Source organism: Microbacterium sp. NPDC006705 (assembly GCF_044903545.1).
GTDB classification, from domain to species: domain Bacteria; phylum Actinomycetota; class Actinomycetes; order Actinomycetales; family Microbacteriaceae; genus Microbacterium; species Microbacterium plantarum.
The window spans coordinates 767489-780540 of the sequence record NZ_JBJDQQ010000001.1 but is presented as its reverse complement, the minus strand read 5'-3'; the positions used below and the strand labels follow the sequence as shown (position 1 = coordinate 780540).

Sequence of the window (13052 nt, the reverse complement as noted above, 5' to 3'; positions counted from 1 at the left end):
CGCGTCCGAGGATTGAACATGATCTCCCTTCCGTTGTCCGACATCGCTCGAGTGCTCTCCGGCACCCTCCACCTCGCCGGGAGCGACGCTCCCGACACCCGGGTCGAAGGGATGGTCGACACGGACTCGCGGAACATCGGTCCGGGCGACGTCTTCGTGGCCAAGCCGGGCGAGGCGACCGACGGGCACCTCTTCGTGCCGGCGGCCGCCGAGGCCGGAGCCGCGCTGGCGGTCGTCGAGCACCTCGTCGACGCCGAGATCACGCAGATCGTCGTCGCCGACGCCGTGACGGCGCTGGCTGACCTCGCTCGCGAGGTCGTCGGACGCGTGCGCGCGACGGGTGATCTCCGCGTCGTGGGGATCACCGGCTCCAACGGCAAGACCACGACGAAGAACCTCCTCGCGCGCATCCTCGAGGGGGAGGGGCCGACGGTCGCGCCGCGGGCGTCGTTCAACAACGCCGTCGGTGCGCCGTTGACCATGCTTCGTGTCGCTGACGACACGCGTTTCCTCGTCAGCGAGTTCGGTGCGGACGGCTCGGGTCAGATCGCACGTCTGGCCGGTCTCGTGACCCCCGACGTCGGAGTGGTCCTCATGGTCGGCATGGCGCACGCGGGCGGGTTCGGCGGCGTCGAGGCGACGCTGAAGGCGAAGACCGAGCTGGTCGAGGCGGTCCGTTCCGGCGGCGTGGCCGTCCTCAACGCCGACGACGCGCGCGTCGCGACGATGGCTGCGGTCGCGGAGGCTCGCGACGTCCGCGTCCGCTGGTTCGGGCGGGGCGCCGCGGCAGAGGTGCGTGCGGACGACGTCGAGGTGGATGCATCGGGGACCTCGTGCGTCGTCGTGGTCGGCGACCAGCGGATGCCGTTGCGGTTGCGGGTCCTCGGCGAGCATCACGTCATGAACGCGTTGGCCGCGATCACCGCGGCTCTCGAGCTCGGGGTCGCGCTCGAAGACGCCATCGCGCGGCTCGAGACGGTCGAGCTCGCAGAGCGCTGGCGGATGCAGCCGCTCGGGTCGGAGTCCGTGCGCATCATCAACGACGCCTACAACGCGAGCCCCGACTCGATGGCCGCAGCTCTGCGCACTCTCGCGCAGATCACGCAGCCCGGCGAGCGCAAGGTGGCCGTGCTCGGTGCGATGAGCGAGCTCGGTGAGTTCGCCGGTGACGAGCATGATCGCGTCGGCCTCCAGGCCGTCCGCCTCCGCATCGAGCGGATCGTGGTCGTCGGCGCCGAGGCGCGACGCCTGTACCTCGCTGCGATCGGCGAGGGGTCGTGGGACGGCGAGGCGGTGTTCTTCGCCGACGCCGATGCCGCGTACGACTACCTCATCGAGGAGCTGCGGGCGGGCGATCGCGTGCTGGTGAAGTCGTCGAACTCCGCGGGGCTGCGGCACCTCGGTGATCGTCTGGGAGAATTCTTCTCGTGAGATCTCTGCTGACGGCCGCGACGATCTCGCTCGCGTTCACACTCTTCCTGACGCCCCTGTTCATCCGGATCTTCGAGAAGCTCGGCTGGGGCCAGGTCATCCGCACGCCGGACGACGCGACGAACCCGAGTCACCACGCCAAGCGTGGAACGCCCACGATGGGCGGAATCATCTTCATCTGCGGCACGATCGTCGGCTACCTCGTGGGGACGCTGACCGGCGGGGCGCCGCCATCGATGTCGGGTCTCCTGGTCATCTGGATGATGGTCGGGCTGGGGATCGTCGGGTTCATCGACGACTACATGAAGGTGCGCTCGCAGCGCAGCCTGGGGCTGTCCGGATGGCGCAAGGTCGCCGGCCAGGTGATCGTGGCAGTCTCTTTCGGCATCCTCGCCCTGCTCGTGCCCAACGACGGCGGCGAGCCGGTCGGGCGCCCCTTCATCTCGCTGTTCCGCGACATCGACTGGTTGTCGTTCATGGCGCTCGGCGGTGTCGCCGGCTGGCTTCTCTACCTCGCGTGGATCTCGTTCCAGGCGGTGGCCTGGTCGAACGCGACGAACCTGACCGATGGACTCGACGGGCTCGCGACCGGCGCGGGCATCTTCACCGTGTCGGCCTACAGCCTCGTCACCTTCTGGCAGTTCCAGCAGCGCTGCGCGAGCGGTGCTCTCGTGCCGGCGTACGAGTCCGCCTGCTACACGACCAACGACCCGATGGATCTCACCATCATCTCGGCATCCTTCGTCGGCGCGCTCGTCGGGTTCCTCTGGTGGAACGCGCCCAAGGCCAAGATCTTCATGGGTGACGTCGGATCGATGGCGATCGGCGGGGTCATCGTCGCTATGGCCGTGCTCTCGCGCACCGAGCTGCTCGCGGTCATCATCGCCGGCGTGTTCATCATCGCGCCCGGCTCGGTGATCCTCCAGCGCTACTACTTCAAGGCCACCGGCGGTAAGCGCCTGTTCCTCATGAGCCCGTTCCACCACCACCTCGAGATGCGGGGGTGGCCCGAGGTGACGATCGTCGTCCGGATGTGGATCATCGCCGGAATGCTGGCGGTCGGCGGCGTCGGTCTCTTCTACGTCGCATGGCTGGCAGCGGTATGACCGCCCGTCTGGACAGCCTCACGAGCTGGCACGCTGACTGGCGCGGACTCCGCGTCGTCGTCCTCGGGCTGTCGGTCACCGGCTTCTCCGTCGCTGACACCCTCGCCGAGCTCGGCGCCGATGTGCTGGTTGCCACCGAGGGCGCGGATGCCGAGTACGCGCGGCTTCTGCCCGTCATCGGCGTCTCGCTCCATGACGGCTCCTTGCAGAGCGTGCCGGAGACGGTCGTCGCGCACGCGCCGGAGGTCGTGATCGCATCCCCCGGGTTCCCCCCGCACCACCCGGTGATCCGCTGGGCACGCGAGAACGGGATCGCCGTCTGGGGCGACATCGAGCTCGGGTGGCGCGTGCGCGACAAGGTCGTCCGTCCTGACGGCAGCCCGGCTGACTGGGTGCTCATCACGGGCACGAACGGCAAGACGACCACGACGCAGCTCAGCGCGGCCATGCTCGCCGCCGGCGGGCTGCGGGCCGCCCCGTGCGGCAACATCGGCGTCCCGGTACTCGACGCCGTCCGCGATCCGGGTGGTTTCGACGTCCTCGTCGTCGAGGTGTCGAGCCATCAGCTCTGGTACCTCGGCCTGGCCGAGGGCCCCGACCGGCTTTCGCCTCACGCGAGCGTGTGCTTGAACCTCGCGGACGATCACCTCGAGTGGCATGGTTCATTCGAGGCGTACCGCGACGCGAAGGCCGTCGTGTACGAGAACACCCGCGTCGCGTGCGTCTACAACAAGTCGGATGCAGCCACCCGCGAAATGGTCGAGGAGGCCGAGGTCGTCGAGGGCTGCCGCGCCATCGGGTTCGACCTGGGGGTTCCGGGCCCGAGCGATCTCGGGGTCGTCGACGGCATCCTCGTCGATCGCGCCTTCCATGAGGACCGGCGTTCGTCGGCTCTCGAACTGACGACGGTCGTCGAGCTCGCGGCGCGCGGCCTCGCGGCTCCTCACATCGTCGCGAACATTCTCGCCGCGGCGGCCCTCGCTCGCTCGCTCGATGTCGAGCCCGCCGCCATCCGCGAGGCGGTGCTGGCGTTCCGCCTCGACCCGCACCGGATCGAAGTGGTCGCTCGCGTGTCGGGCGTGACCTGGGTGGATGACTCGAAGGCGACCAACCCGCACGCGGCGGCCTCGTCGCTCGCCGCCTTCCCGGGCGCGATCTGGGTCGTGGGCGGGCTCCTCAAGGGCGTCGACATCTCCGAACTCGTCGCGGGACGAGGTGCGGCGACCAAAGCGGCCATCGTCATCGGCGAGGACCGCACCGCCGTGCTCGCCGCGTTCGCGCGACACGCCCCCGCGGTTCCGGTGATCGAGGTCGAGGCGACTCAGACTGAGGATGTCATGGCACGGGTCGTCGAACTGGCGGCCGGCGTCGCCGGTGACGGGGATGTCGTGCTCCTCGCACCCGCTGCGGCGTCGTTCGATCAGTTCGCCTCCTACGCAGACCGCGGTCGTCGCTTCGCGGAGGCCGTGCGCGAACGGATCGGAAGGGGAGACGGTGACCACGACGCCGAGCCGCCCGACGCCCCCGCCGAAGAAGCTCGCTGACGACGGTCAGACGCGGAGCGGCTTCGCGGCGCGTGTGTCGCTCGGGCGCGTGTTCGCGCCGGTGCCCAGCGAATTCCTGCTGCTCGCCTCGACCGCCCTCATCCTGACCGGCTTCGGCCTCGTGATGGTGCTGTCGGCGACGATGGCGACGGCCAACGCGAGCCCCTTCGAGACGGTGCTGAAGCAAGCGGTGTTCGCGCTGCTCGGCATCCCGCTGATGTTCATCGCGAGCCGGATGCCGCTGCGGTTCTGGAAACGCATCGCGTGGCCGGCCCTCGTCGCCGGCATCCTTCTGCAGCTGCTCGTCTTCGTGCCCGGCCTCGGCGTCCGCAACGATGGAAACACCAACTGGATCTCGGTCTTCGGGTTCCAGGCGCAGCCGTCGGAGTTCCTCAAACTCGCCCTCGCCGTGTGGTTGGGCTTCGTGCTCTACCGGAAGCAGACGCTCCTGTCGAAGTGGCAGCACGTGTTCATCCCGGTCGTTCCCGTCGGCGCTCTGGTGATCGGCACCGTCATGGGCGGTCACGATCTGGGCACGGCGATGATCCTCATGGCGATCCTCCTCGGCTGCCTCTTCTTCTCCGGCGTCAAGCTTCGGCTCTTCGTGATCCCGTTGATCCTGGTCGTGGCTGCTGCTGCGGTGTTCGCGGTCACGAGCCCGAACCGCATGGCGCGCATCATGAGCTTCCTCAACGTCGACTCGACCGACTGCTACTTCGCCGATGCGGGTTCGTGCTACCAGCCCCTCCACGGGATCTGGGCGCTCGCGAGCGGCGGCATCTTCGGTCTGGGGCTCGGCAACTCGCGCGAGAAGTACCAGTGGCTGCCCGCCGCCGCGAATGACTACATCTTCGCGATCGTGGGGGAGGAGCTCGGCCTCATCGGCTGCGCCGTCGTCCTCGCTCTCTTCGCGCTCTACGCCGTCGGGGCTTTCCACATCGTGCGCAAGACCCACGATCCGTTCGTGCGGATCGTCTCGGGCGGCATCACGATCTGGATCGTGGGTCAGGCGCTCGTGAACATCGGCGTCGTGCTGCGCATCTTCCCGGTCCTGGGCGTGCCGCTGCCCTTCATGTCGCAGGGCGGGACCTCTCTCGTGTCGGGTCTGCTGGCGACCGGGGTTCTGCTCTCGTTCGCGCGGACGCTGCCCGTTCGCGCTCCGGCGCTCGAGGTCGCCTCGGGGGCGCGACCGGTGCGTCCCGCGGGCGCCGAGGCACGCTCGGCCCGCCGGTAGGCTCGGTGCAGTGACGACCTACCTTCTGGCAGGCGGCGGCACGGCGGGCCATGTCAATCCGCTTCTCGCCGTGGCCGATGCCCTGCGCGACCGACGACCCGACGACACGGTTCTGGTACTCGGAACCCGCGAGGGGCTCGAGTCCCGGCTGGTCCCCGAACGGGGCTACGAACTGCTGATCGTCGACAAGGTGCCCTTCCCCCGGCGTCCGAACGGTGCCGCGATCCGTTTCCCGGCCCGTTGGCTGCGTGCGGTCTCGCAGGTGCGCACATATATCCGCGAGCGAGGAGTCGACGTCGTCGCCGGTTTCGGTGGCTACGCCGCCGCTCCGGCCTACGTCGCGGCGCGCCGCGAGGGCGTGCCCTACGTCGTCCACGAGGCGAACGCCCGTCCCGGGCTCGCGAACGTGCTCGGCGCCCGACGCGCGGCCGCGACGGGCATCGTGTTCGACGGCACCCCGCTGCGCGGTGCGCAGGTGGTCGGAATGCCGCTTCGCCGCGAGATCGTCGACCTCGACCGGGCGACGCGTCGTGCCGAGGCTGCGGCGGCCTTCGGTCTCGACCCCGCGCGCCCCGTCGTGCTGGTCTTCGGAGGCTCGCTGGGCGCTCGTCGGCTGAACGAGGCGCTCGCGGGCTCGTGGCGAGACATCGTCGATGCCGGCTGGCAGGTGCTGCACGCGTCGGGCGAGCGCAACGAGGTCTCCGAGGCCGCGTCGCCGGACTACCGGGTCGTGCCCTATCTCGATCGAATGGACCTGGCGTTCGCCCTCGCCGACGTCGTCGTCTCGCGCTCAGGGGCGGCGACGGTGAGCGAGGTCAGCGCGCTCGGCATCCCCGCCGTCTACGTGCCCTACGCGGTGGGAAACGGCGAGCAGGCGCTGAACGCCGCGGGAGCCGTCCGCGCCGGAGCCGCGCGCATCATCGACGACGCCGACTTCACGCCCGAGCGCGTTCGCTCCGAGGTCGTGCCCCTGCTGAGCGATGGCGACGAACTGGAGCGGATGCGGCGCGCAGCCGGCGCCGTCGGCACACGCGAGGGGGCGGCGAACGTGGTGGCCCTCCTGGATGCCGCGCAGCGACGCTGAGGGCGTGGCGGGCGGTGCTGTCAGCCGGGCGACCTAGACTTGACGGGTCATGATCAGACCCGACTTGAGCCTCCCGATCCCCGCCGACATCACCGCCGCGCACTTCATCGGCATCGGTGGATCGGGCATGTCCGGCCTCGCCGGGATGTTCCTCGACCGCGGCATCCGCGTCTCGGGATCCGACCGGGCCGACAGCCCTGCGATGCGCGCGCTGGCCGCCCGCGGCGCCGACGTCCACATCGGACACGACGCGGCGCATCTTCCCGATGACGCCGACACGGTCGTCCACACCGGGGCGATCTGGCCCGAGAACCCCGAGTTCCTCCTCGCCAAGGAGCGCGGCCTGCACGTCATCCACCGCTCGCAGGCCCTGCACTGGCTCGTCGGCGGCCGCCGACTCGTGTCGGTGGCGGGTGCGCACGGCAAGACGACCTCCACGGGCATGATCGTCACGGCGCTCCGTGGTCTCGGGACGCGGCCGACCTTCGTGAACGGCGGTGTCATCGCCGACCTGGGTGTCTCGAGCGCGACGGGAGACGACGATGTATTCGTCATCGAAGCCGACGAGTCCGACGGCACCTTCCTTCTCTACGACACCTCCATCGCCCTCATCACGAACGTCGATCCGGATCACCTCGATCACTGGCAGACCCGAGAGTCGTTCTACGACGGCTTCGTCCGCTTCGCGGATGGCGCGCGCGAGGCCGTCGTCATCTCCGCCGACGACCCGGGTGCAGCACGCGTCGCGGCCGCCCTCAGCCACCGCCGCGTCGTCACCTTCGGTGAGGCCGCCGACGCCGACGTCCGCGTCTCCGACATCGTGACGGACGGGCCGGTGTCGTTCTCGCTCACCGCCGGGGGAGAGACGGCCCACGGCCGGCTCTCGGTGCCGGGCGCCCACAACGCGATCAACGCGGCGGGCGCCGTCGCCGTGCTCGTCGCCCTCGGTTACGAGCTCGAGCGCGCCCTCCGAGCGGTGGAAGGATTCGGCGGCACGGCCCGACGGTTCGAGCTCCACGGCGTCACCCGGGGCGTCAGCGTCTACGACGACTATGCGCACCACCCGACCGAGGTGGCTGCGGCGCTCTCCGCAGCGCGGACCGTCGTGGGCGGCGGGCGGATCATCGCCCTGCATCAGCCGCACACGTACTCGCGCACGCAGGAGATGTTCCGCGAGTTCGCCGACGTGCTCGAGACCCATGCCGACCACACGGTCGTCCTGGATGTGTACGGAGCGCGCGAAGATCCGGTGCCGGGAGTGACGGGCGAGTTGGTCAGCGGCGCGTTCACCGACCCCGGGCACGTGCACTTCGTCGCCGATTGGCAGGAGGCCGCCGACTACGCGGCGGGCGTCGCGCGCGAGGGCGACTTCATCGTCACCCTCGGTTGCGGCAACGTCAACCTGATCATCCCGCAGGTGCTCGAGTCGCTCGCCCGGGCGGAGGGGTAGCCGGTGCGTCGCCCGAGTCCGCTGCCACCGTCCCCGCGGCCGCGCGGCGGGCAGGACGGCGCCAGTGCGCCGGACGACCGTCCCACGTCGGCTCCGCGGCGGGTGGACCCACCGCGGCGCGACGCCGATGAGCGGGGTGCGGGCGTGGCGGAAAGCGTCTCGCCGGACGCCACCGAGACCCAGCCCGTCGAGGAGCTGTGGCACCAGCGCGGCCGCGACTACGGGATAGCGCCGATCATCCCGTTCGATCCGCCCGCCCGCGGAGAGTCGGCGGCGCCGCCCGCATCCGACGTCTCGGATGTCGGCGAGCCCGACCGGCCGCTCACGGCGCGCGATCTGTGGGGCGCGGCGCGTGCGAGGCGGCGGGCGCTGCGTCGCGAGGTGCGGCGCTTCACGGCACGTCAGCGTCGGCGCAGACGTATCTGGCTGATCTCCGCCGGCGTTCTGGCGGCTCTCGTGCTCGGGTCTATCGGTGCCGCCTACAGCCCCTTGTTCGCGGTCGAACGCGTCACGATCGTGGGAACCTCGCAACTCGACGCCGGCGCGGTCGAGACAGCGCTCGAGGGTCAGATCGGGACGCCGATGCCCCTCGTCGACGAGAGCGCTGTGAAGGCAGCACTCGTCTCCTTCCCGCTGGTCGAGTCGTACAGCCTCGAAGCGCGTCCGCCGCACGAGCTCGTGGTTCGCATCGTCGAGCGGACACCGGTCGGCGCCGTGCAGGGCGAGGCCGGTTACACGCTGGTCGATGCCGCGGGCGTCGCGCTGTCGACCACCCCGGAACCGCCGTCCGGCCAGCCGCTCCTCGAGGTCGAGGGAGGCCTGTCGTCGAGCACCTTCGCCGCCGCGGGGCAGGTCTTCCGCTCGCTGCCGGAGTCCCTGCGGACCCAGGTCACGGTGCTGTCCGCGACGACGCCGAACGACGTGACGCTCACGCTCACCGACGGCCGCTCGGTGGTCTGGGGCGGGGCGAGCGACTCGGCCAAGAAGGTCCAGGCGCTCGAAGCGCTCATGGCGGCTCGACCGGATGCCTCCGGCTACGACGTGTCGTCGCCGCAGGCGGCAGTCGTCCGCTGAGGCGTCGATCCTGCCCCTTTTCCGCTGCTCCGAGAAACGCGCAACACGGGATGTCGCGACACGCCGCGCACGTCCGGCGGGTGAGTCCCTGAGTGCGTAGCTTCAACTCAGGAATTGCATACCCGGCAATTCTTTAAACCTCTACGTGAGGTTGAAGGTTTACGAGCAGGGTTCGGGACGAGATGGAGGCCGGCATGAGCCAGAACCAGAACTACCTCGCGGTGATCAAGGTCGTCGGTGTGGGCGGTGGCGGCGTCAATGCCGTCAACCGGATGATCGAGCTGGGGCTGCGGGGTGTCGAGTTCATCGCGGTGAACACCGACGCGCAGGCGCTCCTCATGAGCGACGCGGACGTCAAGCTCGACGTCGGCCGCGAACTGACGCGAGGCCTCGGTGCCGGCGCCGACCCCGAGGTGGGTCGCCGCGCCGCAGAGGATCACGCCGAGGAGATCGAGGAGGCGCTCGCAGGTGCCGACATGGTCTTCGTCACCGCCGGTGAGGGCGGCGGAACCGGTACCGGCGGTGCTCCTGTCGTGGCGCGGATCGCCAAGTCGATCGGGGCGCTCACGATCGGTGTCGTCACCAAGCCCTTCTCGTTCGAGGGTCGTCGTCGCCAGAGCCAGGCCGAGGCCGGTGTGTCGAAGCTGAAGGAAGAGGTCGACACCCTCATCGTCGTCCCGAACGACCGCCTGCTCGAGATCAGCGATCGTGGCATCTCGATGGTCGAGGCTTTCGCGACCGCCGACCAGGTGCTCCTCGCCGGTGTCCAGGGCATCACCGACCTCATCACGACGCCCGGCCTCATCAACCTCGACTTCGCCGACGTGAAGTCGGTCATGCAGGGCGCCGGTTCGGCTCTCATGGGCATCGGCTCCGCTCGTGGCGCCGACCGCGCCATCAAGGCGGCCGAGCTGGCTGTCGAGTCGCCGCTGCTCGAAGCCTCGATCGAAGGCGCCCACGGCGTCCTGCTGTCGATCCAGGGTGGATCGAACCTCGGCATCTTCGAGATCAACGACGCGGCGCAGCTCGTCAAGGAGGCGGCGCACCCCGAGGCCAACATCATCTTCGGTACGGTCATCGACGACACCCTCGGCGACGAGGTTCGCGTGACCGTCATCGCCGCGGGCTTCGACGGCGGCGAGCCCCAGGCTCGCATCGAGCCGATCGCCGCCGCCCGGCCGTCGGCGCCTCCGGTGGTCCCCGAGATCCCGGCTGAGCAGGCCGCGGCATCCGAGCCGGTCGAGCGTCGTGAGGCCAAGGAGACGGTGCCGGTCTCGGCGAAGAGCGAGTCGTACGACTCGGTCTTCGGTGACGATGACCTCGACATCCCCGACTTCCTGAAGTAGACCGAACGATCCATGCCGGACCTTGCCGCACGGCTCGCCGACGTCGACGCCCGCATCGCAGCTGCGATGCGGGCGTCGGGTCGCGCCGCGGATGAGGTGACGCGAATCGTGGTGACCAAGTTCCACCCTCCGGGGCTCATCACTGAGCTGCACGCCCTCGGCGTGCGCGACGTGGGGGAGAACCGACAGCAGGAGCTCACCGCCAAGCACGATGAGCTCGCCGACCTCGAGGGCATGCACTGGCATTTCATCGGGCAGGCGCAGACGAACAAGGCCCGTGCCGTGCGAGCCGCAGCGGATGTCGTCCACTCGGTGGATCGCGCGCGTATTGCCGACGCGCTCCATGTGGCGGCTCCCGAGGGGGCGCCGCTCGATGTGCTGGTGCAGGTCAATCTGACCGACGACCCGGGCCGCGGTGGCGTCGCGCCGAGCGGTGTCGAGGCCCTCGCCGCCCACGTGGCGGAGCACTGCACGAGTCTCCGGATGCGCGGTGTGATGGCTGTGGCTCCCCTCGGCGAGGAGCCGGCCGCGGCCTTCGCCCGTCTCGCGCAGGCGTCCGTCGCCCTGCGCTCCGTCGCGTCCGACGCGACCTGGATCTCCGCCGGGATGACCGGCGATTTCGTCGAAGCGATCTCCGCCGGTGCGACACACCTGCGGATCGGATCGGCAATCACGGGACCGCGCCCGGACCGCGGATAGCCTCGGAACAGACGAGCAAACGGAGGATGCGATGTCGAACCCGCTGAAGAAGACCATGGTTTACCTGGGCCTCGCAGATGAGGAAGAAATGTACGAAGAGCCGCAGGCCGAGCAGCAGCAGGCCCGCCGTGACAAGCCCGTCGAGAAGCCGGCCGCGCCGGTGACTCCGCTGCACCGTCCGGCGGTCGTGCGTCAGCCCACCACGGGAACCGTCAGCGAGATTCTGACCGTTCACCCCAAGCAGTATCGCGATGCGCAGGTCATCGCCGAGAACTTCCGCGAGGGTGTGCCGGTCATCATCAACCTCTCGCAGATGAGCGACGCCGACGCGCGGCGCCTCATCGATTTCGCGAGCGGACTCTCCCTCGGTCTGTATGGCCGCATCGAGCGCGTGACGAGCAAGGTGTTCCTGCTCTCACCCGAGAACATCGCCGTCTCCGGCGACGGCGCTGTGGCTCAGGCTGAGCCTGAGGCGGCGCCGTTCGCGCAGTGACCTGACGTGGATGTCGTTCGGCTGATCGCCGCGCTCGTCTACTTCGCTCTGCTGCTGTACATCCTCGTTCTGTTCGTCCGACTGATCCTGGAGTACATCCCCCTGTTCAACCGGGAGTGGCGCCCGCGGGGCTTCACCCTCGTGCTCGCCGAGGTCGTCTATACGATCACGGACCCCCCGATCAAGACACTGCGCCGGGTCATCCCTCCGATCCGACTCGGCGTCATCGCAATCGATCTGGCATTCCCGCTCACCATGCTGGCGTGCTTCATCCTGCTGTCGATCACCCGCGTGATCGCCTTCTCCTGAGGCGGTCGCGGCGGGATCGTCGCGACCGCGAAGGCGTCGGACTATGCTGGGTGGGTACGGCCCGCTGCGGCGGGTGCCGGCTGACCGGCCCGCGTCGTGAGCCCTGAAAGAGGACAACACCATGGCTTTGACCCCTGAAGACGTCGTCACCAAGCAGTTCCAGCACGTGCGTTTCAAGGAAGGATTCGACCCCGATGAGGTCGACGACTTCCTCGACGAGATCGTCGTGGAATGGCGCAAGACGATCGCCGAGAACGACGAGCTCAAGGCGAAGCTCGCTGCCTACGAGTCGGGTGAGACGCCCGCTGCAGCTCCCGCCGACGACGCCGTCGTCGAGGACGTGCCCGCGCCGGTTCCCGCCGTCGAGCAGCCCGCCCCGGCCGCCGACATGGCTCCCGCCGCCGCATCCGCCGGCATCATCGAGCTGGCCCAGCGCCTGCACGATGAGCACGTGGCCGAGGGCAAGGCGCAGCGCGACAAGCTCATCGCCGACGCGCAGGCTCAGGCTGCGTCGATCATCTCCGAGGCGGAGGCCCGCGGCCGCGACGAGGTGGCGCGTCTCGAGGCCGAGCGCGTGTCGCTCGAAGGTCGTATCTCCGAGCTGCAGCAGTTCGAGAAGGACTACCGCGGCCAGCTCCGCGGCTTCATCGAAAGCAAGCTCCGCGACCTCGACACGACCGGCGTCTCGGCCGGCGCGTAATCCTTGGCGTCGCGCAAGCGTCTGAACGGTCCGGCGGCCGGTGCCCTCGTCGCGATTCTCGCGGCAGTGGTACTGGCCGCCGACCAGTTCACAAAGTATCTCGCGCTCGAGAACCTGCCGTACCAGCGTGAGGTTCCGGTCCTCGGCGACTTCTTCCAGCTGTATCTGACGAAGAACCCCGGCGCAGCGTTCTCGCTCGGCACGGGGGTCACCTGGCTCTTCACGCTCGCACTTGCGGCTGTGGCGGTCGTCGTGGTCGTGCTCACGGTCCGCAGCGTGCGCACGAGGTCGTGGGCCATCGTCCTCGGATTGCTCCTCGGGGGCGTCCTCGGGAACCTCACCGATCGCCTGCTCCGGGAACCCGGCTTCCTCGTCGGGCACGTCGTCGACTTCATCCACACCCCGTGGATGTGGCTGTGGTTCCCGTCGGCGATCTACAACGTCGCCGACATGTTCATCGTCACGATGATGATCTCCGTCGCCGTGCTGGTCGTGATCGGCGTCCGTTTCGACGGCTCACGCGAGCGCCGCAACGTGGACGAGGCCGCCGGGGCCGCTGCCACTGCGGATACGGAACGCTGA

The 13052-nt window shown here is 69.4% G+C and carries 13 protein-coding genes; all 13 read left to right on the top strand.

The genetic code is table 11. The features are described 5' to 3' along the window. Positions 1-18: 18 nt before the first annotated feature. Positions 19-1431, top strand: coding sequence for a UDP-N-acetylmuramoyl-tripeptide--D-alanyl-D-alanine ligase (murF, locus tag ACI2K6_RS03755; RefSeq protein WP_404568106.1), 1413 nt, complete (start codon positions 19-21; stop codon positions 1429-1431). Continuing rightward, entirely contained in the window at positions 1428-2537 is a 1110-nt protein-coding gene (gene mraY / locus ACI2K6_RS03750) for a phospho-N-acetylmuramoyl-pentapeptide-transferase (RefSeq protein WP_354450890.1), read from the top strand. Before murF ends, mraY begins: the two co-directional genes overlap by 4 nt. Then, positions 2534-4081, top strand: a complete 1548-nt coding sequence (gene murD, locus ACI2K6_RS03745) for a UDP-N-acetylmuramoyl-L-alanine--D-glutamate ligase (protein WP_404568105.1) — start codon at positions 2534-2536, stop codon at positions 4079-4081. Before mraY ends, murD begins: the two co-directional genes overlap by 4 nt. Continuing rightward, entirely contained in the window at positions 4032-5315 is a 1284-nt protein-coding gene (ftsW, locus tag ACI2K6_RS03740) for a putative lipid II flippase FtsW (RefSeq protein WP_323987500.1), read from the top strand. The genes murD and ftsW overlap by 50 nt, the downstream gene beginning before the upstream one ends. Positions 5316-5325: 10 nt before the next feature. Next, the gene (locus ACI2K6_RS03735) at positions 5326-6399 is read left to right on the top strand and encodes a UDP-N-acetylglucosamine--N-acetylmuramyl-(pentapeptide) pyrophosphoryl-undecaprenol N-acetylglucosamine transferase (protein ID WP_404568104.1); all 1074 of its coding nucleotides are present in this window, start codon (positions 5326-5328) and stop codon (positions 6397-6399) included. 49 nt (positions 6400-6448) lie between these two features. After that, entirely contained in the window at positions 6449-7849 is a 1401-nt protein-coding gene (gene murC, locus ACI2K6_RS03730) for a UDP-N-acetylmuramate--L-alanine ligase (RefSeq protein WP_404568103.1), read from the top strand. A 144-nt stretch (positions 7850-7993) separates the two neighbouring features. Then, the gene (locus ACI2K6_RS03725; RefSeq protein WP_274177636.1) at positions 7994-8923 is read left to right on the top strand and encodes an FtsQ-type POTRA domain-containing protein; all 930 of its coding nucleotides are present in this window, start codon (positions 7994-7996) and stop codon (positions 8921-8923) included. A 194-nt stretch (positions 8924-9117) separates the two neighbouring features. Further along, a complete protein-coding gene (gene ftsZ, locus ACI2K6_RS03720) occupies positions 9118-10269 on the top strand; it encodes a cell division protein FtsZ (protein WP_112615065.1) in 1152 nt (383 codons plus the stop codon). A 12-nt stretch (positions 10270-10281) separates the two neighbouring features. After that, positions 10282-10968: a YggS family pyridoxal phosphate-dependent enzyme gene (locus ACI2K6_RS03715; RefSeq protein WP_274177637.1), complete on the top strand. Its 687-nt coding sequence runs from the start codon at positions 10282-10284 to the stop codon at positions 10966-10968. A gap of 31 nt (positions 10969-10999) precedes the next feature. Further along, complete coding sequence (locus tag ACI2K6_RS03710) at positions 11000-11461, top strand: cell division protein SepF (RefSeq protein ID WP_112613960.1); 462 nt, start codon at positions 11000-11002, stop codon at positions 11459-11461. A gap of 6 nt (positions 11462-11467) precedes the next feature. Beyond that, on the top strand, positions 11468-11770 hold the full coding sequence (locus tag ACI2K6_RS03705) for a YggT family protein (protein WP_112613962.1): 303 nt from the start codon (positions 11468-11470) through the stop codon (positions 11768-11770). A 121-nt stretch (positions 11771-11891) separates the two neighbouring features. Beyond that, complete coding sequence (locus ACI2K6_RS03700) at positions 11892-12470, top strand: DivIVA domain-containing protein (RefSeq protein ID WP_112613964.1); 579 nt, start codon at positions 11892-11894, stop codon at positions 12468-12470. Positions 12471-12473: 3 nt separating this feature from the next. Further along, positions 12474-13052: a signal peptidase II gene (gene lspA / locus ACI2K6_RS03695; RefSeq protein WP_404568102.1), complete on the top strand. Its 579-nt coding sequence runs from the start codon at positions 12474-12476 to the stop codon at positions 13050-13052.